The following is a 25,581-nucleotide window of genomic DNA, read 5'->3' on the forward strand; positions in this document are numbered from 1 at the left end:
TTCAAACATGGATAACCAAATTTTGCGCCTGCGGCGCGCTTGATGTCTCGGTGCCGGCCTTTGACCTCCGCCTCGGGGATTGCCTCCGGCGGAGATATTTGTGGTCAGATGAAACAGGCGAATTTTGAGGTGGTTGTTACGCGGCGCGAATGGGGGCTGTGGGTTGTAAGGTCCCCTTGTAGGAAACGATCAGGCCGACAATCGGAGCCTCTATGGAGACGTTGAAGCAAAATTGATTGTCGCGGGTGGTCTCAAAAGTCTGGCCTTTGGGCAACAAGGCGCGGGGCAGGGGTAGGCCAAAGCAGAACCAGTGGCGCGGGATGAGGTACATCTTGTCGTCTTCGATCACCAAGGCGAGGGCCACGCGGATTGGACCAAAGCGTTCAATTAGAAGGTGCTGATTTCGCCCGGTTCCGGCCCATTGTTGGGATGAAAATGGTTTGCCGCCAAAATCGCGGTGCCAGAGTTCCTGGTTGCCCTGTGGTGTCAGCGTCACACAGGCGGGAATGTCTTTTCCGGTGTTGGGAAATCCGATGAGTCGGGCGATGGCATTGGCGAGCATGCCTTTGCCGCGCTGAACTTCGGCCTGTCCGTTCCAAGTGCGTTTGGCCGTACTGTTGTGCAGGGTCCGAACCGGGGTGGGCAAGTTATGGAAAGCGGGGCCCAGAATGTGCTGATAGAGCGGGGCATCTGCGGGCAAGGGGGAACGAAAGCCGGTGAAGATGGAACGATCTTCAAAAAGCAGATCATAGTCAGAAAGCTCCAACGCCCTGGTGGCCGGGCGGGCACCGGGCGCGGGAGCGATCCCGAGCAAGAGCTTGCGAATAAGCGCCTCGATCGCCATGGAGGGGATGTAGGGGCCATCATTGCCTTCGGCCAAAAGGTGCCATGTCTGTGTAATGTCTTGATCATCGCGCTTGCCCGTGGCCCGCACATACATGCCGCCTCGGTGTTCGCCGAATTTCATCAGGTTCAGCACTTTGTAAAACAGGCCTGACAGTGGCGTCAGTGCTGGCAGGTGCAAAGCAGCACGTGCCTTGGCCAGCAGATTCAGAATCCGATGCAGGATTTCAGGCACAGGCCCGGCCCCCATCCAGATGTCTTGCAAGGTTTCATGTTCGGGCGGGATGACCTGCAGGTCAGGCACATCTACCAGAGAAAAGTGGATGTTTTTGAGTGGCAACCGTCCGGGCACTGCAATGGTGTGCCGCCGACTTTCGGCCAATCCGCGGGCGGTTGTTTGTTTGCTGTCGCGGGTGAGCCTTACCGGGGCACCAGCGTAGCCGACAACGGCGCGCATCACATTGAGGCCGACACCAGCGTAGGGCGACGGGGCGATTCCGCCTTCGACCGAGGTGATGTCCATGGTTTTGGACATCTCACGCAGAACGGTGGCGGTCAGGACCGGAAAGCTGCTGACGCCTGAGAGGATAAATACGCCTGCATCTTTGGCGTTTTGGTCAAATTGGGTGATGCCAAAGACAAAATCGGCGGCATCGGCGAAGTCGAGGTATGAGGTGCCCGCGTTGATGCAGGCTTTGACCACCCGATAGGGATCATCTCCGTAGTTTTGAAATGGACCGGAGGCGTCGACCACCAGATCCGGCTGTTCTGTTGTCAGGCAGTTGTGGATCTGCGCCCGATCCAGAGAGAGAGGGTGCACCTGCGGCTTTCCGAGGTAGGCGTTACAGAAGGCTGTAGCGCGGTCTAAATTGCGGCCGCAGATCAACAATTCCAGTTGCGGGAGGTCGGACAAAAGTTCAGCCAAGCGACCGCCGAATACGCCATAACCGCCAAGGACGAGGATCTTCATGGGATTAACCTTTTACGGACTTCGGGGTCGGGCAGGGTGCACAGATCTGCACGGCCAAACAAGCGATAGCGGTTGCGGGCGACGGCGCGGTAGAGTGGATTTTGAAAGGCTTCGGGCAGGAGATGGAAGAGGTGCAGCATCCGCCAGATCCCACCCAGCCGGGTGCCGACGCGGGCGAGGGCGTCAAGAGAGGTATAGGCGATCCCGTATTCGACATAGAGCCATGTGGTCGGGTCGTCGGGGTCCAATCCGTAGTGATGCAGAAGGGCACGGCCGGCGGGGGATTGAATTGGCAGGATGCGAAATTCATGCTGCGTGTCGTTTTGGGCGATCCAGCGGGCGCCGCGGGCACAAAGCGCGCACTGGGCATCCATCACAGTAAAGATTTCGCCAGCCTCAAAGGTGGGGACCTTCGGATCTGATTTGTAGGAAAATGGTGCATGAAGGCGCAGCATGTCTAAGTTGTAGGGCTGCCAATAAGCGGCGCATAGGTTACAAAGTGTCGCTGTCTGTAGGCCAAAGAAAAACGCCCACCCCGTTGCCGGGATAGGCGTTGCATTTGATACGGGTGCGAAGTTAGTCGCGGACGATCATGACCGAGACTTTGGCGTAGCGTGCGACGCGCGCTGAGTTGGGGCCCAGTACCTTTTCGGCGAGGTCGGGTTTATGTGCGCCTACGACAATCAGGTCCGCTTCGCTTGCTTCTGCCAGCTTTAGAATTTCTTCGTAAGTATTGCCGGTCGCCACGATGTGCCGAATGTTTTCGTTTGTGTCAGCACCTAAAGCTTCGCTGACTGCATCCTGCAGGGCATCGTGCGCGTGTTCGACAGCTTTTTCGTGGAATTCGCTATCGAAGAATGAACCCACAAGGCTCATTCCAAAATCCGGAAGCACCGTTATGACGTCCAGTTTTGCGCCTTCGACCTCGGCCATTCGTGCGGCCTGTTTTAGAACTTTGGCATCACGATCATTGCTGCTGACATCGATTGCGCACAGTATGGTTTTGATACTCATGCGGGTACTCCTTCTTTGCTGGCGCGGCCACGTTGCAGCAGCACAATCAATCCCAAAAGGGCAAGCGCAGGGATGAAAATGATTTCTTTGGGCAGTTGGTCAGATGGTGCCTGAACCGAAGACATGGTTACAGGTGTATCTGCGTAGAAATCGTAGTTTTGAAGCGTATCTGCGAAGGGCGATCCAAAGGCGGGTTCATCCATTTTAACCACGCCATCTTCTTCCAGAAGCAGCAGGCCGAAGCTGTCGAGACGCTCGGCGCCAGTACCTTCACCATCGACCAGCAAAACCAAAGTTGTGTCTTTGGGTTCGCCCGTGTCAAAGTCTGGTCCCGAAACGATGACCCGCAACTCGTCACCTGGGCTGGCTGTCTCCAATGCCTGCTCCAGTTTGCTTGGTTCGATGACCGAGAATGGAGGTTGCAACTTGTCCATGAAGAAATCCGGGCGGAACAGGGCGAAGGCCACCAGTATCAATGCCAGGCTTTCATAGATGCGATTGCGGGTCAGGAAGTATCCCATAGTACCAGCTGTGAAGACCAAGATGGCAATCGTCGCGGATATTGCCACGATTATTCCTTGCGTCCATCCGACATCAATCAACAATAGATCTGTGTTGAAGATGAAGACAAACGGCAGTGCCACAGTTCGCAGGCTGTAGAAGAACGCGGTGAAACCGGTTTTGATCGCATCACCGCCGGACACAGCTGCAGCGGCAAAACTGGCAAGCCCCACAGGCGGTGTTACGTCGGCCATGATTCCGAAATAAAACACAAACAGGTGCACGGCGATCAATGGGACGATCAATCCGCTTTGCGCGCCCAGTTCGACCACAACGCCGGCCATCAGCGAGGACACAACGATATAGTTCGCTGTGGTGGGTAGACCCATGCCCAAGATCAAGCTCAGAATACCCACCATCACCAGCATCATGATCAGATTGCCGCCTGACAGGAACTCAACCAAGTCCGCCATCACCTGGCCAACACCTGTCAAGGTTACAGTTCCTACGATTACACCGGCAGTGGCCGTTGCCAGCGCAATGCCAATCATGTTGCGGGCACCGTCCTGCAGGCCTTGCCACAGATCAAGGACGCCGGATTGGAATGATGCTGCCATTTCCGACTCGCCCCGGAAGATCGACTTCAGCGGCTTTTGCGTCAGGAGAATGACGAACAACAACAGTGTCGCCCAGAAGGCCGAAAGGCCGGGTGATTTTTGTTCGATCATCAAGAAGTAAACCAGAACGATGATCGGCAACAGGAAGTAAAGGCCGGATTTGTAGATCTCGGCAACGACCGGCAGTTTGACCTCTTCTGCGTTCGGATCATCAGGCTCCAGATCTGGACCTTGGGCAGCCAGCCACAACAGCAGGATATATGTCAGCACGATCAGGCCAGACAGGACCAGCCCGGACGACGGCAGTGCCGATGTGATCCAGCGTACAGGGTATTGAACGCCATAGCAGAGCGCGGCAAAACCAACGAAAAATGCTGCCATGCCGCCAATGGTTTTGCCCATTGATACCACCCGGTCACCCAGGGTTGGCATGTTGTTTTTCACCGCTTCCAAGTGCACGATATAGACCAGTGCGATGTAGGAGATTGCGGCAGGTAGAAAGGCGTGAGTGATTACCTCGACATAAGAAATGCCGACATATTCCACCATCAGGAAAGCCGCGGCACCCATAACTGGTGGCATGATTTGCCCGTTTACGGAACTTGCGACTTCAACAGCGCCCGCCTTTTCATTGGAAAACCCGACGCGACGCATCAACGGAATTGTGAACGTTCCGGTGGTTACAACGTTGGCAATTGATGATCCGGAAATCAGACCTGTTGCTGCTGAGCCGACGACCGCGGCCTTCGCCGGGCCGCCACGCAGATGGCCGAGGGCACCAAATGCCATCTTGATGAAATAGTTCCCCGCACCCGCCTTTTCGAGCAAGGCACCGAACAAGACGAACAGGAAGACGAACTTAGTGGAGACACCCAAAGCAATCCCGAAGACCCCTTCGGAGGTGATCCACATGTGGCTCATTGCTTTTTTCAACGAGGCGCCTTTCCAGCGGATAACTTCTGGGACCCATTCTGAAGAGCCGAAGAAAACATAGAGCAAAAATATTGTCGCAATGATCGCCATTGCGGGCCCTAGTGCGCGGCGTGCGCCTTCGAACAACAGGACCAATCCGACGAGGGCGACCCATTTATCAAAGTCATCGGCCAATCCACCATTGTTGACGATTTTTTGATAGAAAATATATCCGTAAAGCGCGATCACAGTCCCCAATAATCCCATGATCCAGTCTTGAATCGGGATATAGTGTCGGGGGCTGGATTTCAGCGCGGGATAGGCCATGAAGGCCAGAAAAATTGCAAAACCCAAATGAATTTGACGTGAATTGTTGATGACATCGCCCGGCAGCACATAATTTGCGATTGGCGAAGCAAGCAGCACCTGAAACAGCGACCAGACGACGGCAATGATGGCCAGCATCGTGCCAACGGGCCCCACTGGGTTACGAGCGCCAGCGTCAGACGATGATACCAGATCCTGAAGTTCTTCTTCACTGAGGGCCTTACTACCCTGCGGATTGTCGGTCATGTGACTTTTCCCTGTTCTACCGCGGTTTTTGTTTTTGTGCGGTTATAAAAAATGGAATGAGGGGGCAGAAAACTGCCCCCTCATCAAAAGCGAAGATCATTCAATCCAGCCTTGTTCTTTGTAATATTTGGCAGCACCTGGGTGCAGCGGAGCCGACAGGCCAGCCGTGGCCATTTCTGCCGGATCAAGGTTTGCGAATGCAGGGTGCAGTTTTTTGAAGTCTTCAAAGTTTTCAAAGACTGAGCTTACGACAGCGTAAACCGCCTCTTCGCTAACGGCATCCGAGGTTACAAATGTCGCACCAACACCAAATGTTGAAGTGTCGTCATCGCTGCCACGGTACATGCCACCTGGAATGGAGGCCGTACGATAGAACGGGTTGTCGTCTACCAATTGGGTTACTGCGTCGCCGTCGACTGTCACGAGAACACTGTCACAGGCGGTGGTCGCTTCCTGAATGGAACCGGACGGGTGGCCGACTGTGTAGACCATTGCGTCGATCTGATTGTCACACAGGGCCGCTGATTGCTCAGATGCTTTAAGCTCTGTTGCCAATTCGAAATCATCTGTCGTCCAGCCTTTTGCTTCCAGTAGGACTTCCATTGTGCCACGCTGGCCAGAACCCGGGTTGCCAATGTTGACGCGCTTGCCTTTGAGATCATCAAAGGTGGATATACCTGCGTCTGCACGGGCTACAACGGTGAATGGTTCTGGGTGGACTGAGAACACGGCGCGTAGGCCTTCAAAGGGACCGTCTTCTTCGAACTTGGAGCTGCCGTTAAAGGCATGAAATTGCCAATCCGACTGGGCGACACCAAATTCTAACTCGCCTTCGCGAATGGTTTTGATGTTGTAAACTGAACCACCTGTGGATTCGACCGAGCAGCGGATGCCGTGTTCTTTACGCCCTTTGTTTACCAGACGGCAGATTGCACCACCGGTTGGATAATACACGCCGGTTACGCCGCCAGTGCCAATCGTGATAAATTCTTCGCCGGTTGCGCTTGTTGCACTTCCCAGACCCATCGAGAGCGCTGCTGCCGCAGCGAGGGTCAGATTCGTGTGTTTCATGAGTTATCTCCCTAAAAATTCTACGGACGCTTAAACGTCACGAATAATTGAAGTTTCCTCATCATGATCACAATGTCACGAAAAACTAACGTTTTTTTTGCCGAACCCAGTAGGCAGAGTTGGCAGCGCGCAGGTCTTCGTAATCCTTGATTCGCTTGCGGGCCTCGGTTCCGCCCATTGAAACAAGTGCCGCCAGAAGGCTTTCGGCGATGCCCATGAGTCCAGTGAAACAAGCAAAATGATGGGTGCTGACGGTGGATGCGGCAAAGACATGTTCTGGAATCAGATCGGGTGAAATCAGGTCTGAATCAGTCAAAAAGATCAGCTTAACACCTCGGGATTGGGCAAACTTGCAGGCCTCAATCGTCTCCCTTGAATAGGGGGAAATTGTAATCGCGATCATCACATCTGACGAACTGGCGAGAGTTAGCTCATCGAGGGCGCTATTCATGTGGCGGGGAATCAGTTGCAAGGACGGCAAAGCCATTCGACCGACGTAATGAAAATAGTAAGCAAGGCTATAACTGGCACGAACTGCAGTAATATAGACGTTCCGCGCGTTCAAAAGGGTCTCAACAGCGCGTTCAACCTCAACGGGATCAAGGCGTTGCAAGGAATGCTGCACAATCGACAATGTATTCAGCGTGCTATCTGCTTGAACCGGACCTAACGTGCCCTCGGATTGTTGTGTTTCAATCCATTCGGGGCGTTCTTCATAGGCCGTTGTGGCCACCAACGCATGCCGGAATGGCGCGCGTAGATCGTCAAAGCCATTAAAACCAAGGGTTTTTGCGGCCCTGACCAAAGTATAGGTGCTGACGCCTGCCTTGGAAGCGGTGACGCGTACCGGGTCGAGACCGAAGTCGGACTGATTATCCAGAATGTATTTCGCGACCCGCTGCATGCGTGGAGGAAAGGTTGAAAATTCAATCTTTAGTTGTAGTAGGGTTTTCGATTTGAGTGTTGGGTCCATCAGCTTCCCCTAGGTTAACTCTTGAAATAATAACACATGTTATTTTTTACAAAAACCCAGTTGCAGTGTAATTTTTCGAATCGATTGCGGAAAGTGCCGTAACGTCAGGTGTTTGGAGAAACCCAATGGGAACTGTTTTGCCTTCGCAGGCCTCGGTCGTGGTGATCGGGGGAGGCATTATGGGGTGTTCGACCCTGTATCACCTTGCCAAGATGGGCGTGAATGATGCGATTTTGCTGGAGCGTAACAAGCTGACGTCGGGAACGACGTGGCATTCAGCGGCACAGGTGCGGGCGCTGCGTCATTCGCACAATCTGACCAAGATGATTCAGTATTCGGTCGATCTGTATTCACAGCTTGAGGCCGAGACCGGGCAATCGGTTGGCTGGATCCAGAAAGGATCTTTGTCGATTGCGACAACGCCGGATCGCTTGACGCATGTGAAGCGGCAAGAGGCGCTGGCGCATGCCTATGGGATCGAGGCCTATTCGGTGTCTGCAGGCGAGGCCAAGGAGCGTTGGCCGCTGATGAATGCTGATGACGTTCTGGGCGCTGTCTGGTCACCGGATGATGGGCGCGTGTCGCCCAGCGATGTCTGTGCTGCATTGGTCAAATCGGCCAAGGGCATGGGCGCGAAGATTTTTGAAAACACCGGTGTCACCGGAATTTTGACTGAAAATGGCCGGATCACTGGGGTGGAGACCACGCAAGGCACGGTGATGTGCGACGCCATCGCACTGTGCACTGGCCTGTGGTCACGTGAAGCCGGAGCGATGGCGGGGGCCGCAGTGCCGGCGTTGGCCTGTGAGCATTTCTATCTGCTGACCAAGCCGATTGACGGCATCGTTGGCAATACGCCAACGCTGAGCGACCATGACAGCCACTTGTACATTCGCGATGACAGTGGTGGGTTACTGGTTGGTTGCTTTGAACCGATGGGCAAGCCGATTGCGCCGGGTGTGTTGGATGAGACATTCGAATTTGGCCTGCTACCGGAAGACTGGGATCACTTTGAGCCGATGATGGAACTGGCTTTGCATCGCTTGCCTGCGCTGGAAACGGCTGAGGTGAAGATGCTGCTTAACGGGCCCGAGAGCTTCACCCCCGATGGCACCTTCATGCTGGGTGAGACAGCCGAAACGCGCGGGTTGTTCTTGGGCTGTGGTCTCAACTCGGTTGGTCTGGCCTCGGGTGGCGGTGCGGGCATGAACCTGGCGCATTGCATCGTGCATGGGCACACCGCCTATGACCTGACAGAGGCGGACGCCAAGCGGTTTGCGCCGGTCTACAACTCGCTTGAACATCTGATGTCGCGGGCGCCGGAGATTTTGGGCACGCATTATGACATTGCTTATCCGGGCAAACAGCTCTCAACCGCCCGGAACCTGCGCGCCCTGCCGCTGGAAGACGAATACAAGGCGACAGGCGCGCATATGGGTCAGTTCTATGGCTGGGAGCGTCCTTTGTATTTTGGCAAGGCCGCAGAGCCGCGGATGACGTTCGAGCGCCCGGACTGGTTTGAGAATGTCGCCGCAGAGGTGAAGGCAGCAAATGAAAGTGCTGCGATCTTTGATGCATCGCCCTTTGGCAAGATCGAGGTGGCCGGCCCGGATTCCGAGGCGTTTCTGCTGAAGACCTGCGCGGGCTATATGGGCCGCAAGCCGGGCAGCGCGATCTATACCTCGGTGCTGAATGAGCGCGGCACGTTTGAATCGGACATCACGGCACACCGGATTGCCGAGGATCACTATCGTCTGTTTGTCGGCACTGGGGCGATCAAGCGAGATCTAGCGTGGTTCCGGCGTCATTCGGAAGGGTTTGATGTGACCCTGACCGACAGCACAGAAGAGTACGCCGTGTTGGGGCTTATGGGGCTGGAAAGCGCCCGCATCATCGCCGAGGTGGGCGCGCCCGAGTTGAACGAATTGGGATATTTCAAGGTTGGGCCAGCGCATGTCGCGGGCAAGCATGTACGGGCTGTTCGGATGTCTTATGTGGGTGAAGCCGGGTGGGAGATCACCATGAAGGCCGAGAACGCCAGCGCTGTCTATGCGGCGCTGACGGCGGCGGGAGCGAAGCCAGCCGGGCTGTTCGCCCAGACCTCGATGCGGGTTGAAAAGGGCTTTTGCGCGATGGGGCATGAGCTGGATGGTGACAACACGCCGGTTGAGGCCGGGCTACTGTTTGCCACGCGCAAGTCAGGCGGGTTTATCGGTTATGAAGCGCTGCAGGAACGGTTGGCTAATGGGGCGCAGCCGAATGTTGTGTCGCTGACACTGGATGATGAAATCGCTGTGCCTTTGGGGCATGAGCCGATTTATCTGGATGGTGAGATTATCGGTCAGACCAGCACCTGTGCTTTTGGCTACCGGATCGGCAAACCCGTTGCGCTGGGCCATGTGAAAACACAGGTTGCTGATGGCGCACGGGTCCAATTGGACATCGCGCGGCAGATGTTTGATGCGACCATCACCATTGGCCCGCTGTTTGACCCCGAAGGAAGCAGGATGAAACAATGAATATGAAACACCCTTTTGTTATGGTCGCCCCGAATGGAGCGCGGCGCGGCAAGGCGGATCACCCCGCCTTGCCCGTGACCATGGAGGATATTTTATCAACGGCAAGCACCTGCTTTGCGGCAGGGGCTAATGGGCTGCATCTTCACGTGCGTGATGATTCTGGCCTGCATTCACTGGATGCAGGGCGGTACCGCGAGACATTGGCGGCGCTGGAGCAAGCTGTGCCGGAAATGCGTTTGCAGATCACCACAGAATCCGGTGGGCGATTTGACGTGGCGCAGCAGTTGCACTGCCTTCGCGAGGTCAAACCAAGCTGGGCCAGCGTGTCTGTGCGCGAGGTGATGCGGTCGCCGGAACTGGCGGATACGGTTTATGGCACGATGGCGGAGAATGGCACCGAGGTGCAGCATATCCTGTATGATCCGAAAGATGCCGAACAGTTGCGTCAATGGCAGGCCGAAGGCATCGTGCGGGCGCATCAGACCAGTGTCATCTTTGTGCTGGGCAAATACACGCCGCCGGTGGCCGCGGTACCAAGTGACCTGAACGCCCATTTGGATGGGCATGATGCGAATGCGCCTTGGATGGTTTGCGCCTTTGGTCAAAATGAACACGAATGCCTGCTTGAGGCGGCCCGCCGGGGCGGCAATCTGAGGGTCGGGTTTGAAAATAATTTGGAAGATAACGGCAATGGGATGTTTGAGGATAACGCCCAGTCGGTTACTTCTTTGCTCAATAGCTTAAAAAGGATTGCAGCATGAGCCATGTATTTCCACGTCATTGTCACGCCCAGCCGCCTATGGCGGTGGCCGGGGACGGCTGTTTTCTGATCGATCAGAGCGGCAAGCGGTATTTTGACGGCTCGGGCGGGGCGGCGGTGTCGTGTATTGGGCATTCTAATGAGCGCGTCAAACAGGCGATCAAGGATCAGGTGGATCAACTCGCCTTTGCACATACCGGGTTCTTTACCTCTGATCCGGCGGAACAGCTGGCGGATCTGCTGGTGGCGAATGCGCCTGAAGGGATTGAACGGGTTTACTTTGTTTCGGGTGGGTCTGAGGCGACAGAGGCGGCGATCAAACTGGCGCGGCAGTATTTCACCGAGCGGGGCGAACCGCAGCGCCGACACCTGATCGCGCGGCGGCAGAGCTATCACGGCAATACGCTGGGGGCCTTGGCCGCCGGCGGCAATGAATGGCGCAGACAACAGTTTTCACCGCTGCTGATTGACGTGAGCCATGTTGATCCCTGCTATGAATATGCCGAGCGGCAAGAGGGCGAGAGCCTCTATGACTACGGCCAGCGCGCAGCGCAGGCCTTGGAAGATGAAATCCTGCGTTTGGGGCCGGATACGGTTATGGCCTTTATGGCCGAGCCGGTTGTGGGCGCGACATTGGGTGCGGTGCCGCCGGTTGAGGGGTATTTCACCCGCATCCGCGAGATTTGTGGCAAGTATGGCGTGCTGCTGATTTTGGATGAGGTCATGTGCGGCATGGGTCGGACCGGGCATTTGTTTGCCTGCAATGCCGACAATGTGCGCCCTGATATCCTGTGCATCGCCAAGGGGTTGGGCGCGGGCTATCAGCCGATTGGTGCAATGCTGTGTTCAGGTGAAATCTACCAGACGATCTCTGAGGGCACCGGGTTCTTTCAGCACGGGCATACCTATATTGGCCATCCGGTTGCCGCAGCGGCTGGACTGGCCGTGGTGAGCGAGATGCTGGATAATGATCTGATTGCGCAGGTGCAGGCGCGCGGCGCGTATCTGCATCAGCAACTACTGTCGCGTTTTGGTCAGCACCCCAATGTGGGCGATATCCGGGGCCGGGGCCTGTTTCAGGGGTTGGAGTTTGTCGCAGATCGCGACACCAAGACGCCGTTTGATCCAGCCAAGGCGGTGGCCAAACGGTTCAAGAAGGTGGCTTTTGAAGAGGGGCTGATCTGTTACCCAATGCCGGGCACACGCGATGGCAAGGTTGGAGATCACGTTCTGTTGGCACCGCCGTTCATTGCGAGCGAGGCAGAGCTAGACGGCGTTGTCGAGATCTTGTCGCGTACGCTGGATCGTGTGCTGGCAGAGTGAAACATAGATTACCCGGCTGATCACCATTCTGTCAGCCGGGTGTCATATGCTTTGCAATTGACGTACTGCACCCCATCTGATGATCTGAACTCACAAACAGATTGGGGGATGTGCATGACATATCGTAAAACCGATGAAGCCGTTGCGGCCCTGACGCCCGAGCAATACCGGGTGACGCAGGAATCCGGTACAGAACGTCCGGGTACGGGTGAACACCTGTCCAACAAAGAGCCGGGGATCTATGTTGATATTGTCTCGGGCGAACCTTTGTTTGCCTCTGCTCATAAGTATGAATCCGGTTGCGGTTGGCCCAGCTTTACCAAGCCTCTGGTGCATGAACATGTCGCCGAACTACGTGATACCAGTCATGGCATGATCCGCACGGAAGTGCGCTCGGCTCATGGCGATAGTCATCTGGGGCATGTCTTCCCGGATGGACCGCGTGAGCATGGTGGGCTACGTTATTGCATCAACTCGGCATCCTTGCGGTTTGTGCACCGCGACGAGATGGAGGCCGAAGGCTATGGTGAGTATCTGGATCAGGTGGAGGAGATATGATGGCTGAAGAACGCGCAGTATTGGCTGGTGGATGCTTCTGGGGCATGCAGGATCTGATCCGTAAAATGCCGGGGGTTTTGAACACCCGTGTGGGATATACCGGCGGTGATGTGCCCAACGCGACCTATCGCAACCACGGCACCCATGCTGAAGGGATTGAGATCATCTTTGACCCGGCCAAAATCAGCTATCGTCAGTTGCTGGAGTTCTTTTTCCAGATCCACGACCCGACCACGCCAAACCGGCAGGGCAACGACCTGGGGATGTCGTACCGGTCAGCGATCTACTTCGTTGATGAAGATCAGAAGGCCACAGCAATTGATACCATTGCTGACGTCAACGCCAGCGGCCTGTGGCCCGGCAAGGTGGTCACGCAAGTGGAGCCTGTAGGCGAGTTTTGGGACGCAGAACCTGAACATCAGGACTATCTGGAGCGGGTGCCGAACGGCTATACCTGCCACTTTGCCCGCCCCGGCTGGGTGCTGCCGAAACGCGACGCGGCGGAATGAGTTGCAAGCGGGCCTCAGAATTTCTGAGGCCCGATTTTCAAGTGATGCCGCTGGATGTCGGGATACGCAAGCATATGACCAATTTTAGGTGACCAGGTGCTTGAAGTATATCGTTTGAATTCAGCCTTGTTGTTTATGTGTTTAGGTTCACCTGAGATTGAGCTAGGTTTCCGGAACTGTCTGCGTGGGTGATATAACCCTTCACAGCGTTTGGCCCTTGCCGGTAGAACGTTGCACCAACATGCTTGCCATAGCGGCTAACTGCCCCGCAATTCACGGAAAAACGTGTAAACCCTTCTTCGGATTGTTGTGCGAGGGAGCCGATGGTGTCGGTTCCGCAAATGTGCTTGGCGATGTCGCGCATATCATCACTTGAGAAAGTATTCGGATCATAAATCCCTGTAACGGTCTGGGCATTATTCGTGACATCAATGATCGCGGCATCTTTTTTAGCGCTAGGAGTTGATGAGCAGGCCGCAAGCCCGCCAACTAAAAGAACCAAAGCTGCCGTCTGTAAAATTTCATAACTTACTCCAAAGTTGTGTGATTCTAGACGTGGTTAACTTTTCTAATGGATGATTTCCAGGGCGAGATTTCGGCTACTGGTTTAAATCCTTGGATGTATGGCGTGAACGCTTAAGAACTATCTATGCGCTTCGAAGTGGGGTCCCTTGGGTCAAGAATAGCATAAATGATGAGGTTTAAATCGCGCCAGATGCAATGCGAACAGCTTCATATTCCGCCGGGGCCTCATGGCTGCCGTCAGTAAAACAGGCCACGGTGATGGGTGTTTTACGATCCGGGAAATGGTACACGGCGTTCACACAGAACGGGCCAGCGCCGGAATGGCCGATTGCGCGGCCAGTTGGGCCAGTGTCGCCGCTCATGAGCCCGAGCGCATAGCCTGCAGTGACCCATGGGCGGTTGGGAAGCGGGCCGCCGAGGTCGATGCGATCTAGCATCATTTCCAATGAGGCGGGTTTCAGGACGTGTCCTTGAAACAACGCGTGCAGCAGGCGGGTGGCATCGCGGGCGTTGCCGATCAGGCAGCCGTGGTAGACCCAGCGGGGATCATAACTTGCGGCAGCAGGCCAGTGCAGGGTGGAAAATTGTGCTCTGGTTTCTGCGAGGATGACGCTGTGCAAGCCAAGCGGCGCAGAGATCAACTCGCTGATGATGGCCCCGAGGGATTTACCTGTTGATTGTTCCAGTGCCTTTCGCGCCAGCATGTAGCCGACATTGGAGTAGGCCCAGCCTTTGTTGGGAGGGAAGAGTGGGCCCTTGGCGGTGACCATCTCGAGGATTTTGAAACAGGGCCATGGCGTATCCTGTGCTGCAACGGCTTGATGGTATTCCGGCAGACTGCCATAATCGCCGAGCCCGGAGGTGTGCTGCAGCAATTGGCGCAGGGTATAGGGGTGCTCCAGAATGGGTGCGTCCAAGTCCAGGTCACCCTGTTCAACCAGCTTCAAAGCGCAGATCGCTATGACGGTTTTGGTGAAGCTCCAATAGGGGAAGAGGGCGGTGTCACTGCCGGAACTGCCCTCGTGCCCGGTGACGTTGACCCAGTGTGAATGAATAGTCTGAACCGACATCGGTTGTTTCAATCCCGTGGTTGAAAGGTCTTTTCGCGAAGCTCTTCGGTAATGCCCGCTTGAACCGGACGTTCAAGCACGGTGGACAAGGCTACGTAGCTTTTGGTCGTTTGAACCTCGGGCATGTCGTAGATGCGGGCCAGCAGGGCTTCTAATGCTTGGGTGTTCTCGGTGCGGACCTTGAGAACCATGCAGGCGTCGCCAGCGACGGTGTGCATTTCCTCGACCTCGGGGAAATTGCACAGGTCCAGCATGGCCTGAGATTTGCCCCAGCCTGTGGAATCGACGTGAACGAAAGCCAGAAGGCTTTTGCCGGTCATTGCCGGATCAAGCTGCGCACTGACGGATTTGATTCGGCCCGTGGCCTTGTAGCGTTTGACCCGTTCGTGCACGGCAGGGGCGGACAGGCCCACCTGTTTGCCGATCTCGGCATAGGTTTGTTCGGCGCCCTGCGACAGCAGGCCTAACAGTTTTCGGTCAATCGCGTCGAGGCCATGTGGATCTTTGGGCATCTTCTGAACACCATTCGGAATATTTCTTCAATGGCAATATGGTGTTTTGAAAATGCGGGGGATGCAATAGGTTTTGAGCGAATTTGTGGAGGAAACACCATGTCTGCGTTGTGGTATTTGATGCTGGCCGTCGGAGTTGTCGGGTCGAACGCACTGGTTCTGAGCCCGATCGCGGGAGATGTGGCCTTGTCCTTTGCCGGACATAAGCCTTCGGATGTTTTGCTGGCCTCGGCAGTCTATGGCGCGATCACGGCACTGAGTGCACTCACGCTTGCGCCCAAGGCAGATCGGTTTGGCTTGGCCCGCTCGGTGTGCTGCGCGCTGGGCGTCTTGGCTGCAGCGATGATGATCAGTGCGATGGCGCCAACCCTGTGGGCATTGGTAGCGGGACAGGCGTTGGCTGGACTTGCGGCTGGTGTAGCACTGCCAGCCGCCTATGGGCTGACGGCGGTGATTTCCAAGCCAGGTGAGGAAAGCGCCTCTCTGGGCAAAGTTCTGACCGGCTGGACGTTAAGCCTGGTGCTGGGCGTGACCGCGTCGTCATTCTTGGCGGATGCGGTACATTGGCGTGCGGTGTTTGTTGTGATGGCGATAATGGCCGTTGGGACAGGTATGTTGTTGTGGCGCGCCGTTGACGGCTTGCCCCGCACCGGGGAACGGCCAGAGGCGGTTTCGCCTTTGTCGGTCCTGCGGTTGCCGGGTTTGATGGGACTCCTGATCTCCGTCATGGCCTTCATGGCCGCGTTTTATGGGCTATATGCTTACCTCGGGACCCATCTGAGTGAGACGCTGGGGTTGTCGACGAGCATGACCGGAATGGCTGCATTGGTCTATGGTATCGGGTTTGGGTTGGCCTCCTCCTTAGACAGGTTGATAGATCACTTTGGAGCCGCACGTGCTGCACCGGTGGTGTTCGTCACAATGATCGGGATTTACGTTGCACTGGCGGTGTCCGCATCCTCTGCCATGGCGCTCTTTGTTATGTGTTTTGTCTGGGGCGCTGTGAATCACCTCGGGCTCAATTTGTTGGTTGGCCAATTGGCGGCAATTTCTCCACAGCAACGCGCGACGGTGATGGGGTTGAACAGTGCGGTGACCTATTTGGCTATGTTCGTCGGTACGATGAGCTTCAAGACGATTTTTGAGGTCTACGGTTTTGGTGTAGCGGCTTATCTGTCCGCGCTCTGTATTGTGCCGGCTGCGGGCTATGCGTTGAAGACCTGCCAGAGACGCGTGCAGGTCTGAGCTCTTGGGGAATTGCAACTCGAATAACTGAAATATATTACAATAGTTTACTCTGGCGTTTGCCATGTCGGCAGGCACCGAAGACCCGCGCCCTGAACGCTATATCGAATATGAGGTCACACTCGGGCTGCATATGCCGATTTTACCCGAGTGCGTTGCTGGTCAGAAAGTTGCACTTTCGGAGACGCTCGCCTTATGAGTACATCAACTGGACCTTGCGGTATGATTGTTCGGGGCTGGTGGAATGGGGGCTTGTCGCGGATTCTTCTGGCCTGCGGGAGCGTCTGCCCGAAGGGATGCCAATTAAAGCGGTTGATTGCGCCGTGCGGGCTGACAGTCAGGGTGTTTGGTTTCAGGTTGTGGGTGATGGGGAATCTGCCTGTGTTAGCGCGCGATACGTCAGCCGAAAATGGAATGGAAGATTTCAATGGCAACAACGTGGTCATCCGACCAGCTGGGTCGGATTAAACTTTTATTGGTTCGCGCCGCGCAGGGGGCTTAGCGGAACTTGTCGACTAGCTTTTGCAGAGTGGAGCGCTCGTCTGAGTGTTCTTCGGCCTGCGCAGGTTTTGCGGCTTCCTTGGGCTTTGCATCCTCAGCGGGTTTGTTTTTGGAAGAACGCGCTGGGGTTAGACGCTGTGCCACGGCGTTGAGGAAGCGGTCATTGCGGCCTGAGGCCAACTCGGGTGCGCCGTCGCCGATGCCGCGCAGCAGATCATCGAGCCAGTTCTGATCAGCCTTGGCAAAGTCTTGCAGAACGTAGTTGGCGACGAGTTCCTTGCGGCCGGGGTGGCCGATGCCCAGTCGGACGCGGGCGTAGGCATCACCGACATGTTGATGGATGGAGCGTAGACCGTTATGACCTGCGTGACCACCGCCTCGTTTGACGCGCAGCTTGCCGGGGGCGAGGTCCAGCTCATCATGAAAGACAATGATGTCTTCAGGGGTAAGTTTATAGAACCGCATGGCTTCGCCCACGGACTGGCCACTGCGGTTCATGAAGGTTTCGGGCTTGAGTAACAGAACCTTTTCCGATCCAAGCCGCCCTTCGCTGATCTGGCCCTGGAACTTGCTCTTCCATGGGTCAAAACCATGATCACTCGCGATCTGGTCCAGTACCATAAACCCGATGTTGTGCCGGTTTCCGGCGTATTTCGCGCCCGGATTTCCCAGACCGACAAACATAAACATGGCACTGTCCCTTTTGTTTCTGGCGCTGATCTACGCCGCTTGCGGATTGGAATCAACGGCAAGCGGCCAAGGGATTAGTCGCGATACGGTACGCCCGGCAGCACGCAGAGCATTTCATACAGAAGGTTGCCCGCAATTACGGCGGTATTGCCCGAAGGATCAAAGGGCGGCGATACCTCGACCAGATCGCAGCCTACCAGATTGAGTCCCTTGCAGCCGCGCACAATTTCCAGTGCCTGACTGGTCATTAACCCTCCCATTTCCACGGTGCCGGTGCCGGGGGCACAGGCGGGATCAAGGCTGTCGATATCAAAAGTCAGGTAGACTGGCATATCGCCGATCTCATCGCGGATCGTGTCCATCAGCGGGGCGCAGGATTTGTACCAAAGCTCTTCGGCATGCACGACGGTAAACCCCCATTTGCGGGCGGTGTCGAAATCATCCGCCTCATAGCCCGTGCCACGCAGACCGATCTGATAGGTCTTGTCAGGGACGATCAGCCCTTCCTCGTAAGCACGACGGAATGGGGTGCCATGAGCGATCTGTTCGCCGAACATGTGGTCGTTGATATCGGCATGGGCATCAACGTGTATCAGGGCCACGGGGCCGTGTTTCTTGTGGGTCGAGCGCAGTACGGGCAGCGACAGTGTATGATCACCGCCCATTGTCATCGGGATGGCGCCGTGCTGCAGCACATCGTCATAGAATGTGGTGATCCGTCGCACGCTGTCCTTGAGATCAAAGGTGTTGATCGGGACGTCGCCGATATCGGCCACCTGCAGCCCGTCAAACGGTGCGGCCTTGGTCCACATGTTGTAGGGGCGCATCAGGGTGCTTTCAGCGCGGATCTGGCGCGGGCCGAACCGCGTGCCCGAGCGTAGGCTTGCACCAATGTCCATCGGAATGCCAATGAACGCTGCATCCAGCCCTTCGGCGGTTTCTGCAGCGGGCAGGCGCATGAAGGTGCCAGGACCGCCGAAACGCGGCATTTCATTGCCGCCAAGTGGTTGGTTTTTCATGGAAGTGCTCCCTCTGTCCGATGTGATGGTCCGTGCATGGCGCAGAGCTAGCATTTCCTTAAGCCGATGTCAGGCTCAGGTTTACGGCGTGTACCAGATAGGCGAGGTATAGGCGCGTTCCGTGGTGGTCATTGGCACGTCTTCGTCCATTTGCACATTAAAGCGCTTGGCTTCGTAGGCAGTCCAGCGTGGTGTCGGAATTTCGATCACGCGGACATAATAGACTGTCTTTAGTGCCGGATCGAAATCAGGGTCTTGCCAGTATGTGATCAACTCCGGCGCGCCGATGGTGTTTGTCCAAGTGGCGTTTTCCACATCGACGGTGTTGCCAACCGACGGCAGTTTGCCATCGTCTCCGATTTCGCGGTCGCCACCCCAAGCCACGTCAAAGACCCGTTCACCGCGTGTGCCGTCGGCATTGAGCCAGCCTTTAATGACCTGCACCCGGTCCAGATTGCCACTGAACGGGTCTTTCAAAGCGGCGATCTGGAAGCTAGGGGCACCGTCGCCGGAACGTTTGGGCAGATCTGCGCCCATGGGCACACCCTTGGCATAGCCGAGATTGGCGGGTAGGCGTGACTGTGCATCCTCAGGCGCAAAGTCCCAGCCGCCGAAGAACCGCACCATTATCCGTGATCCGGTTGTGCCGTAGACTTCGCGCCGTTCCAGTGCATCAAAGATCGCGGCACGCGTATTTTCGGTAGCCCAGACAGCAGCATAGCCGCCCGAAGCCTGTTTCCAGCCGTAGATAGTGAATTCCGGGTCCGGGGCCTCGATCACCAGGTGTTTCCAGCGGTTGGGTTCGGGCTCCACGCCGGAGTGTTTGCCAAAGAAGTTTTCCTCTTCGACTGCCGCCATGCCGGTGTGCGCGTCAGTCGATCCGATCTGGCCAACTTTGTAGGGGTTGATGCCAAGCTGTTCCTCGAGCAACAGGCCGGTTTTATAGGCTTCCCGGCTGTATTCATACTGCAGCATATCCTGTGTTTTGGCCTGGGTCCCGTTCAGGTTTGAGGCGTCCCAGGTATCAAAATCGGAAAACTCGTCATCCGGGCTTAGGAACGGGTGGGCTTCGCTGTCGCCCTTGATTTGGGTGGTTTCAATGACAGGTTCAAACCTGGCGCGCAGGCGGGCGTTTTCTTCGGTCAGGGGGGAGCCATCGAAGTTGGACACTGAAAACAGCCGCCCATTCGAGAGGTTGCCATTGTGCGGAATCGCCAACACGTCACTACCGGTGCGATCCTCAAAATCGGCCAGATGCGCCCAGAGATCTTCGGGATTCTTGCTATCGAATTGTGAGAAGGGCAACACCTCGTTGGCCTTGCTGGCATCTTCGCGGAAGATCACGTTTCGGTGGATGTTGTCGCCACCTTCAGAGGTCCACTCGTAGCCGATCAGCGCGCTGAAGATGCCAGGCTCGTTATATTGATCCGCGAGTGCAGTATAATGTTGCCATGCTTTTTGGGTGGCTTTGGGGTTGTCGATCGGGGGCACATCGCCTGACAGCGAGGCGACAATTTCCATCGCGGTGTTGAAGATGATGTCGTCATCGCCGCTGGTTAATGAATCGTACCAGGCTTTGCCCTGTTCAGTGGCAAGGATTTCCTGATCGCCGCTTAGCAGTTGTGGCATCAAGCCGTACATTTCTGCGTGATCGGATACGACAAGCCAATCCAATGGTCGGGCCAGTTTGGCCTCCAAGCCATGGGTGGTGGTTACTTGATGACCACGGGCGAAGCGAAAGGCATCTTCTTGGCTGAGTTTGTTCATCGTTCCGGCATCGACCGACACCTCGGTGTGCAGGTGGGTATCGCCCCACAGGAGTAGTGTCGAGAAGGTGCGACCGGCGTAGGGTGAGAAATGGTCAGAGGTGAATCGTTCGGCGACGTCTTTTTTGAGCGGCAGGGTGTCTTGCACCTGTGCGGCACTTGGGGAGCCGAGAGAAACGAGCGCTGTGGTGGCAGACAAACAAGCCGTAAAATATAATGGGTGAGGCATAATTTTAATCCCCTGAATATGCAGTCTTGGCAACACGGTCATGAGATTCGACCGCGCACGAGGATCATAGCACAATTAGGGGTTTAGCGCGCGATGAGCGCGCCAAACAAGAAAACGGGACCCCGAAGGACCCCGTTTCCAAAACATTCAATTGCCGTAAAGCTGGGTTCAGCTTTCTGCGGCTTCTTCTTCCGCCGGAGCTTCGCCATCGGCGATGACTTCGGTTTCAACTGTTTCGTCTTCGTCGTCATCTTCAGCTTTCAGAGCAGACGGCGCCTGGATGTTGCAGATCACGAAATCACGATCGATAGTCGTTTTCGCGCCCGATGGCAGCTCAACGTCCGAGATGGTGACCGTGTCGCCAACGTTCAGACCAGCCAGATCTACAACAACCTTTTCAGGGATGTCGCCAGCGGTCACAACCAGCTCAACTTCGTTCCGAACAACCGTTACAACGCCACCCTTTTTGATGCCGGGGGCTTCTTCTTCGTTGATGAATTCAACTGGGATGAAGAGGTTGATCTTTGTTGTACGACGCAGGCGCATCAGGTCGAGGTGCGTTGGCAGGTCTTTGACAACATCGCGTTGTACGTCACGGCAGATGACACGGACGTCCTCTTGGCCGTCAACCTTGAGGTTGAACAGGGTCGATTTGAAGCGACCTTTTTTCAGACGTGTGAACAGCTCGTTGAATGGGATTTGGATCGCCAGTGGATCAACGTCACCACCAAAAACGATTCCCGGAACCATACCAGCACGACGTGCTGCGCGAGCGGCGCCCTTGCCTGTCCCCGCACGTTCCTGGGCGTGAAGATCAGGAATTGCTCCAGCCATAATAATTCTCCAATAGGTTAGGGCGGGCATCCTCCAAGGCTGTATGCCCGCGTGAAGCCGTGCCCATAGACCAAATTCAAAGGTTTGGAAAGGGGGATTCGCCTTGATGTGCAGGGATCAAGGGATTTATTCCCAATCGCCCGAGAAACCGCGTGGGATCATTAAAATATCGCGATCCAACGTTTGCACATCCGTGCGCCCACACAGGCCCATCGAGGTATCCAGTTCTTTGTGAATGACTTCGAGTGCCTTGGTCACGCCAGCCTCACCCATGGCCCCCAGACCATACACAAAAGCGCGGCCGATATAGGTGCCTTTGGCTCCCATCGCCAGCGCCTTGAGTACGTCTTGGCCAGAACGGATGCCGCTATCGAGGTGGACTTCGATCTTGTCGCCGACTGCATCCATGATCTCGGGAAGGGCGCGAATGGCGCTGAGCGCGCCGTCGAGTTGCCGCCCGCCGTGGTTGGAGACGATGATGGCATCGGCACCGGCATTCAGGGCCTCGTGTGCGTCGCGGGCATCCATGATGCCTTTGATGATCAGCGGGCCATCCCACATCTTGCGAAACTGGCGAATGCGGTCCCAGTTGAGGGTATGATCGGTGGCTTCGGCGAACCAAGCCGACAGTGATGAGGGATCGCTGACACCCTTGGCATGGCCCATGACATTGCGAAAGGTGCGCCGATTGGTGCCCAGCATGCCAAGGCCCCAGTGCACCTTGGTCATCATATTGGCAACGGATTTGGGCGTGAGCTTTGGCGGAGCGGAAAGCCCGTTTTTCAGGTCTTTGTGGCGTTGACCCAGCATCTGTAAATCGACGGTGATGACCGCTGCAGAGCAGTTTGCCGCCTTGGCGCGATCAAACAGGCGGGTCATGAAATCATCGTCCTTGAGGGTATAAACTTGCATCCAGAAGGGCTTGTTTGTGTGCTCGGCGACATCCTCGATCGAACAGATCGACAGGGTGGAGAGAGTAAAGGGCACGCCGAATTGTTCGGCCGCACGGGCGGCTTTGATCTCGCCATCGGCACATTGCATGCCCGTCAAACCCACCGGGGCCAAAGCCACAGGCATGCTGACATCCTGCCCTACCATCTGGCTGGCCGTGCTGCGCCCGGTCATGTCGATGGCCACTCGTTGGCGCAAGTAGATTTGGTCGAAATCAGAGGTGTTTTCGCGAAAGGTTTGCTCAGTCCAACTGCCGGATTCGGCATAGTCGTAGAACATTTTTGGCGTTCGGCGGCGGTAGAGCTGTTTGAGGTCGTCGATGCAAGTGATGACGGGCATGGCTGCAATCCGGGTTGTATTGGTTAGTTTTGTTTACCAATTTGGCAATTGAGGTGCAATCCCTTAGCGCAAAGCACTTGCTACTGCCTTTAGGCCTATGAGGTAAACTGTAGCAGCGCAGAATCCTGCCAATGTCCCCCAGCCGATTCCGATCAGTGGAAACGTCAGCGACGTCGTCAACGCATAGACCAGCAATGCCACCAGACCGACGGGATAGATCCGGATCATGGCATTGACGGGGGCAGGGCCGTGATCGCGGTGGATGATCAAAAGCAATGGGAAGGTCACCACCGGGAAGCCTGCCAGCAATCCGGCCCAATCCGGACCGATGACGTTGGCCAGTCCGGTGATGATTAGAACAATCGATGCCGCCAATCCTGCGCGAGCCAGTATGGCTATCGAACCCAAGCGTGGTTTGCGAGGTATCTGGCTATCTATTGCGTGGCGCATCAGCCATGTGATCAGCCCGATCATTCCGAGGGTTAAAAGGCTTGCGCTGACCTGTGACAAAGAGAACTGCTGCAAGATTGCCGAGACCAACAAAAACACCGCGACGCTGACCAAAGCCGCCAGCGCGACGTTCAAAAATGAGCGGTTCTTGCACAGCCGGTTGTAGGCATAGCAGAGTACCACATTCGCAGAGAGCCCACCGATAGCATAAAGTGCGGCGCGGCTGGCGAACTCCATGCCTTGCTCGATTCCGATGAAATAGAGCACGATAGCGATGCCATGTGGATAGCCCGCGAGCAGACCCGCAATTTTGGGGCTTACGCGCTCGGCGATGATTGAAAGGCCAATCACGATCACCATTGTGACCGCGATTTTAATCAGGAGGATGCCTGAAAATATCAGAGGGGTATCCCCTTAACCCTGATGTGCGCCGTCGGCGAGGCCGCGGACAAAATCGAGCACTTCTGGAACGGGGGTGCCGGAGGCGATTTTGCTGACGATGGCAGAGCCAACCACTGCACCGTCCGCAACTTTGGCAATCGCCTTGGATTTCTCTGGTGTATTGATACCAAACCCCACGATGACAGGCAGGTTGCTGGCAGCTTGAATGCGGGCGACTTCGGGGGCGACATCCACAGCCTGCGCTTCGGCGGCACCGGTGATGCCGGTGATTGAGACGTAGTAGACAAAACCGCTGGTGTTTTGCATCACCTTGGGCAGGCGCTTGTCATCGGTTGTTGGCGTGGCTAGGCGGATGAAGTTCAGGCCCGCTGCCTGTGCCGGGATGCACAGCTCTTCGTCTTCCTCGGGCGGCAGGTCGACCACGATCAACCCATCGATGCCAGCTGCCTTGGCGTCGGTCAGGAACTGATCAACGCCGTGGTTATAGATCGGGTTGTAATAACCCATCAGCACAATTGGCGTTGTGTCGTCTTCCTCCCGGAACTCGGTGGCCAGCTGCAGCGTGCGCTCCAGGGTCATGCCAGATTCAAGCGCGCGTTGCCCGGCCAGCTGAATGGTGGGGCCGTCTGCCATCGGGTCGGTAAAGGGCAGACCCAGCTCGATGATATCGACGCCCGCACCTGGCAGGCCTTTGACGACTTCAAGCGACGTGTCATAGTCGGGATCCCCGGCCATGATATAAGACACAAAGGCCTTTTTTCCTACGGCTTTCAGTTCGGCAAATTTGGCGTCGATACGAGTCATGGGGTGCTCCGTTAATTCCGTGCCTTTGTCGCGCAAATAACGGGGCGCTTCAATCCAGTATTTTCCAATCTCAGTTTGGAGCGCTTTAGGAAATTTCGAGCGTCACCGGATAGTGATCGGATGCCGTATTGAGGGCAGTCCGGATTGAGCTGGCCTGAGCGGTTTCATTGGGATTCCAGACCAACCCGGCATTCTGGGTTGGCTGCAGGTGGTGTGAGGCGAGAATATGATCGATGATGGCATCGACCCTGTCGCCTGTAAATTCGTCCTTAAAGCGGGTTGTGGAAGGCATCCAGCCGCGATTGCCCCAGACCGGACGTCCGACATGATTGCGCAGGATGTTGTCGGGCTCAAAAATGTCCCCCATCAGCAACTCAACGGCGCTGCGCCCGAACTTTTCCTCATAGAAGTCAAAACCGGGACCGTCGTTGATATCGCCCATTACAACGGTTGGCCGATCCTGTTCGAGCCATTGATCAACCCGGCTGCGGATTGATCCACACTCGGCAAACAATTTGCGGCGGTTGCGTTCAGATGTTCGGTCAAAGTGGATGCGGTCCATGGCATTGAAAATGCCCTTAGACTTTGCGTGAACCACCATCATCCAGAAATCCGCACCTCCATCTGTACGGGTGATCTGGGCCTCAAGTGGCGGGCGAAAGTGTTTGTAAATCTCGCGAATGCCGTCGCCATTGGTGTCGTAGTTGAAGGCCTCGTTGAAAGGTGGGTTTTTGACCGTTCCACTTTGTCCGCCGGGGTCGTGGGCGACGCTGGCCTTGTTTGGATCGAACAGAATGGCAATCTCTTGCTGGCCGGCTGAGGGAAAACCGATCATCGCCTTACGCTGGCGGAGCCCTTTGGCGGCGGCAAAATTCTCCAAAGCTGTAACCGTGCTGCGCTGACCGGTGGTCGTGGTGGTGTTCGGGGCTTCCGTGATCCCAATGACGTCCGGATCGATGGTGGAAATGACAGTGGCGATTGCGTCAATGCGTTCGGTGATCTTGGTTGTGGTTTTCAGGCTGTTGTCATCTTCAAAGCACTTGGTGAACCATTCTATGTTGTATGACATGAGACGAAACATTTGGGTGTCCTTAAATAGCG

The 25,581-nt window shown here is 55.9% G+C and carries 24 protein-coding genes; 7 read left to right on the forward strand and 17 right to left on the reverse strand.

Annotated features, from left to right (window positions below):
- Positions 1–136: 136 nt before the first annotated feature.
- The 6 genes from ROA7450_RS05185 to ROA7450_RS05210 all read right to left on the reverse strand — a co-directional run bounded on the left by ROA7450_RS05185 (position 137) and on the right by ROA7450_RS05210 (position 7,474).
- Complete coding sequence (locus ROA7450_RS05185; RefSeq protein ID WP_085804586.1) at positions 137–1,813, reverse strand: saccharopine dehydrogenase family protein; 1,677 nt, start codon at positions 1,811–1,813, stop codon at positions 137–139.
- Positions 1,810–2,268, reverse strand: a complete 459-nt coding sequence (locus ROA7450_RS05190; protein ID WP_085804587.1) for a thiol-disulfide oxidoreductase DCC family protein — start codon at positions 2,266–2,268, stop codon at positions 1,810–1,812. The genes ROA7450_RS05185 and ROA7450_RS05190 overlap by 4 nt, the downstream gene beginning before the upstream one ends.
- A gap of 121 nt (positions 2,269–2,389) precedes the next feature.
- Positions 2,390–2,827, reverse strand: coding sequence for a universal stress protein (locus ROA7450_RS05195; protein WP_085804588.1), 438 nt, complete (start codon positions 2,825–2,827; stop codon positions 2,390–2,392).
- A complete protein-coding gene (locus tag ROA7450_RS05200; RefSeq protein ID WP_085804589.1) occupies positions 2,824–5,430 on the reverse strand; it encodes a TRAP transporter permease in 2,607 nt (868 codons plus the stop codon). The genes ROA7450_RS05195 and ROA7450_RS05200 overlap by 4 nt, the downstream gene beginning before the upstream one ends.
- A gap of 96 nt (positions 5,431–5,526) precedes the next feature.
- Complete coding sequence (locus ROA7450_RS05205; RefSeq protein ID WP_085804590.1) at positions 5,527–6,501, reverse strand: TAXI family TRAP transporter solute-binding subunit; 975 nt, start codon at positions 6,499–6,501, stop codon at positions 5,527–5,529.
- Between the two features lie 85 nt (positions 6,502–6,586).
- Positions 6,587–7,474 carry a MurR/RpiR family transcriptional regulator gene (locus tag ROA7450_RS05210; protein ID WP_085804591.1) on the reverse strand — a complete coding sequence of 296 codons (888 nt, stop codon included), beginning with the start codon at positions 7,472–7,474 and terminating at the stop codon, positions 6,587–6,589.
- A gap of 125 nt (positions 7,475–7,599) precedes the next feature.
- Between ROA7450_RS05210 and ROA7450_RS05215 the strand changes: the two genes are divergently transcribed.
- From ROA7450_RS05215 to msrA, 5 genes are all read left to right on the forward strand, one after another.
- A complete protein-coding gene (locus ROA7450_RS05215; RefSeq protein WP_085804592.1) occupies positions 7,600–9,993 on the forward strand; it encodes a GcvT family protein in 2,394 nt (797 codons plus the stop codon).
- Positions 9,990–10,754, forward strand: coding sequence for a beta-keto acid cleavage family enzyme (locus tag ROA7450_RS05220; RefSeq protein WP_306372423.1), 765 nt, complete (start codon positions 9,990–9,992; stop codon positions 10,752–10,754). Before ROA7450_RS05215 ends, ROA7450_RS05220 begins: the two co-directional genes overlap by 4 nt.
- Positions 10,751–12,076, forward strand: coding sequence for an aspartate aminotransferase family protein (locus tag ROA7450_RS05225; RefSeq protein ID WP_085804594.1), 1,326 nt, complete (start codon positions 10,751–10,753; stop codon positions 12,074–12,076). Before ROA7450_RS05220 ends, ROA7450_RS05225 begins: the two co-directional genes overlap by 4 nt.
- A 114-nt stretch (positions 12,077–12,190) precedes the next feature.
- Positions 12,191–12,634, forward strand: a complete 444-nt coding sequence (msrB, locus tag ROA7450_RS05230) for a peptide-methionine (R)-S-oxide reductase MsrB (protein ID WP_085804595.1) — start codon at positions 12,191–12,193, stop codon at positions 12,632–12,634.
- Positions 12,634–13,143, forward strand: coding sequence for a peptide-methionine (S)-S-oxide reductase MsrA (gene msrA, locus ROA7450_RS05235; protein WP_085804664.1), 510 nt, complete (start codon positions 12,634–12,636; stop codon positions 13,141–13,143). Before msrB ends, msrA begins: the two co-directional genes overlap by 1 nt.
- A 133-nt stretch (positions 13,144–13,276) precedes the next feature.
- Here the strand turns inward: msrA and ROA7450_RS05240 are convergent, their stop codons facing one another.
- The 3 genes from ROA7450_RS05240 to ROA7450_RS05250 form a co-directional block, all read right to left on the reverse strand.
- On the reverse strand, positions 13,277–13,645 hold the full coding sequence (locus ROA7450_RS05240) for a hypothetical protein (RefSeq protein WP_085804596.1): 369 nt from the start codon (positions 13,643–13,645) through the stop codon (positions 13,277–13,279).
- Between the two features lie 199 nt (positions 13,646–13,844).
- Positions 13,845–14,738: a serine hydrolase domain-containing protein gene (locus ROA7450_RS05245; RefSeq protein WP_085804597.1), complete on the reverse strand. Its 894-nt coding sequence runs from the start codon at positions 14,736–14,738 to the stop codon at positions 13,845–13,847.
- An 8-nt stretch (positions 14,739–14,746) separates the two neighbouring features.
- Positions 14,747–15,250 (reverse strand): Lrp/AsnC family transcriptional regulator, encoded by a 504-nt coding sequence (locus ROA7450_RS05250; RefSeq protein ID WP_085804598.1) that lies wholly within the window; start codon positions 15,248–15,250, stop codon positions 14,747–14,749.
- 99 nt (positions 15,251–15,349) lie between these two features.
- On the opposite strand from ROA7450_RS05250, the gene ROA7450_RS05255 reads away from it, so the two are divergent.
- Positions 15,350–16,495: an MFS transporter gene (locus tag ROA7450_RS05255; protein ID WP_085804599.1), complete on the forward strand. Its 1,146-nt coding sequence runs from the start codon at positions 15,350–15,352 to the stop codon at positions 16,493–16,495.
- 64 nt (positions 16,496–16,559) lie between these two features.
- Positions 16,560–16,694, forward strand: a complete 135-nt coding sequence (locus ROA7450_RS21405) for a hypothetical protein (RefSeq protein ID WP_268808447.1) — start codon at positions 16,560–16,562, stop codon at positions 16,692–16,694.
- A 299-nt stretch (positions 16,695–16,993) separates the two neighbouring features.
- Here the strand turns inward: ROA7450_RS21405 and pth are convergent, their stop codons facing one another.
- The 8 genes from pth to ROA7450_RS05300 all read right to left on the reverse strand — a co-directional run bounded on the left by pth (position 16,994) and on the right by ROA7450_RS05300 (position 25,561).
- Positions 16,994–17,686: an aminoacyl-tRNA hydrolase gene (gene pth, locus ROA7450_RS05265; RefSeq protein ID WP_085804601.1), complete on the reverse strand. Its 693-nt coding sequence runs from the start codon at positions 17,684–17,686 to the stop codon at positions 16,994–16,996.
- 74 nt (positions 17,687–17,760) lie between these two features.
- Complete coding sequence (gene speB / locus ROA7450_RS05270; protein WP_085804602.1) at positions 17,761–18,705, reverse strand: agmatinase; 945 nt, start codon at positions 18,703–18,705, stop codon at positions 17,761–17,763.
- 81 nt (positions 18,706–18,786) lie between these two features.
- Positions 18,787–20,700: a DUF3604 domain-containing protein gene (locus tag ROA7450_RS05275; RefSeq protein WP_085804603.1), complete on the reverse strand. Its 1,914-nt coding sequence runs from the start codon at positions 20,698–20,700 to the stop codon at positions 18,787–18,789.
- Between the two features lie 168 nt (positions 20,701–20,868).
- Positions 20,869–21,534 carry a 50S ribosomal protein L25/general stress protein Ctc gene (locus tag ROA7450_RS05280; protein ID WP_085804604.1) on the reverse strand — a complete coding sequence of 222 codons (666 nt, stop codon included), beginning with the start codon at positions 21,532–21,534 and terminating at the stop codon, positions 20,869–20,871.
- 126 nt (positions 21,535–21,660) lie between these two features.
- Positions 21,661–22,824 carry an alpha-hydroxy acid oxidase gene (locus ROA7450_RS05285; RefSeq protein ID WP_085804605.1) on the reverse strand — a complete coding sequence of 388 codons (1,164 nt, stop codon included), beginning with the start codon at positions 22,822–22,824 and terminating at the stop codon, positions 21,661–21,663.
- A gap of 63 nt (positions 22,825–22,887) precedes the next feature.
- Entirely contained in the window at positions 22,888–23,634 is a 747-nt protein-coding gene (locus ROA7450_RS05290; RefSeq protein WP_085804606.1) for a hypothetical protein, read from the reverse strand.
- Positions 23,635–23,688: 54 nt separating this feature from the next.
- Positions 23,689–24,480 (reverse strand): tryptophan synthase subunit alpha, encoded by a 792-nt coding sequence (gene trpA, locus ROA7450_RS05295; protein WP_085804607.1) that lies wholly within the window; start codon positions 24,478–24,480, stop codon positions 23,689–23,691.
- Between the two features lie 85 nt (positions 24,481–24,565).
- Positions 24,566–25,561, reverse strand: coding sequence for an endonuclease/exonuclease/phosphatase family protein (locus ROA7450_RS05300; RefSeq protein ID WP_085804608.1), 996 nt, complete (start codon positions 25,559–25,561; stop codon positions 24,566–24,568).
- Positions 25,562–25,581 lie beyond the last annotated feature (20 nt).

It is taken from the genome of Roseovarius albus (assembly GCF_900172335.1).
GTDB lineage: Bacteria > Pseudomonadota > Alphaproteobacteria > Rhodobacterales > Rhodobacteraceae > Roseovarius > Roseovarius albus.

Bases quoted from the DNA above. Each gene is read 5' to 3' on its own strand.
- ROA7450_RS05185 (WP_085804586.1), bottom strand. From the start codon at position 1,813: ATGAAGATCCTCGTCCTTGGCGGTTATGGCGTATTCGGCGGTCGCTTG.
- ROA7450_RS05190 (WP_085804587.1), bottom strand. From the start codon at position 2,268: ATGCTGCGCCTTCATGCACCATTTTCCTACAAATCAGATCCGAAGGTC.
- ROA7450_RS05195 (WP_085804588.1), bottom strand. From the start codon at position 2,827: ATGAGTATCAAAACCATACTGTGCGCAATCGATGTCAGCAGCAATGAT.
- ROA7450_RS05200 (WP_085804589.1), bottom strand. From the start codon at position 5,430: ATGACCGACAATCCGCAGGGTAGTAAGGCCCTCAGTGAAGAAGAACTT.
- ROA7450_RS05205 (WP_085804590.1), bottom strand. From the start codon at position 6,501: ATGAAACACACGAATCTGACCCTCGCTGCGGCAGCAGCGCTCTCGATG.
- ROA7450_RS05210 (WP_085804591.1), bottom strand. From the start codon at position 7,474: ATGGACCCAACACTCAAATCGAAAACCCTACTACAACTAAAGATTGAA.
- ROA7450_RS05215 (WP_085804592.1), top strand. From the start codon at position 7,600: ATGGGAACTGTTTTGCCTTCGCAGGCCTCGGTCGTGGTGATCGGGGGA.
- ROA7450_RS05220 (WP_306372423.1), top strand. From the start codon at position 9,990: ATGAATATGAAACACCCTTTTGTTATGGTCGCCCCGAATGGAGCGCGG.
- ROA7450_RS05225 (WP_085804594.1), top strand. From the start codon at position 10,751: ATGAGCCATGTATTTCCACGTCATTGTCACGCCCAGCCGCCTATGGCG.
- msrB (WP_085804595.1), top strand. From the start codon at position 12,191: ATGACATATCGTAAAACCGATGAAGCCGTTGCGGCCCTGACGCCCGAG.
- msrA (WP_085804664.1), top strand. From the start codon at position 12,634: ATGGCTGAAGAACGCGCAGTATTGGCTGGTGGATGCTTCTGGGGCATG.
- ROA7450_RS05245 (WP_085804597.1), bottom strand. From the start codon at position 14,738: ATGTCGGTTCAGACTATTCATTCACACTGGGTCAACGTCACCGGGCAC.
- ROA7450_RS05250 (WP_085804598.1), bottom strand. From the start codon at position 15,250: ATGCCCAAAGATCCACATGGCCTCGACGCGATTGACCGAAAACTGTTA.
- ROA7450_RS05255 (WP_085804599.1), top strand. From the start codon at position 15,350: ATGTCTGCGTTGTGGTATTTGATGCTGGCCGTCGGAGTTGTCGGGTCG.
- ROA7450_RS21405 (WP_268808447.1), top strand. From the start codon at position 16,560: ATGTCGGCAGGCACCGAAGACCCGCGCCCTGAACGCTATATCGAATAT.
- pth (WP_085804601.1), bottom strand. From the start codon at position 17,686: ATGTTTATGTTTGTCGGTCTGGGAAATCCGGGCGCGAAATACGCCGGA.
- speB (WP_085804602.1), bottom strand. From the start codon at position 18,705: ATGAAAAACCAACCACTTGGCGGCAATGAAATGCCGCGTTTCGGCGGT.
- ROA7450_RS05275 (WP_085804603.1), bottom strand. From the start codon at position 20,700: ATGCCTCACCCATTATATTTTACGGCTTGTTTGTCTGCCACCACAGCG.
- ROA7450_RS05280 (WP_085804604.1), bottom strand. From the start codon at position 21,534: ATGGCTGGAGCAATTCCTGATCTTCACGCCCAGGAACGTGCGGGGACA.
- ROA7450_RS05285 (WP_085804605.1), bottom strand. From the start codon at position 22,824: ATGCCCGTCATCACTTGCATCGACGACCTCAAACAGCTCTACCGCCGC.
- ROA7450_RS05290 (WP_085804606.1), bottom strand. From the start codon at position 23,634: ATGGTGATCGTGATTGGCCTTTCAATCATCGCCGAGCGCGTAAGCCCC.
- trpA (WP_085804607.1), bottom strand. From the start codon at position 24,480: ATGACTCGTATCGACGCCAAATTTGCCGAACTGAAAGCCGTAGGAAAA.
- ROA7450_RS05300 (WP_085804608.1), bottom strand. From the start codon at position 25,561: ATGTTTCGTCTCATGTCATACAACATAGAATGGTTCACCAAGTGCTTT.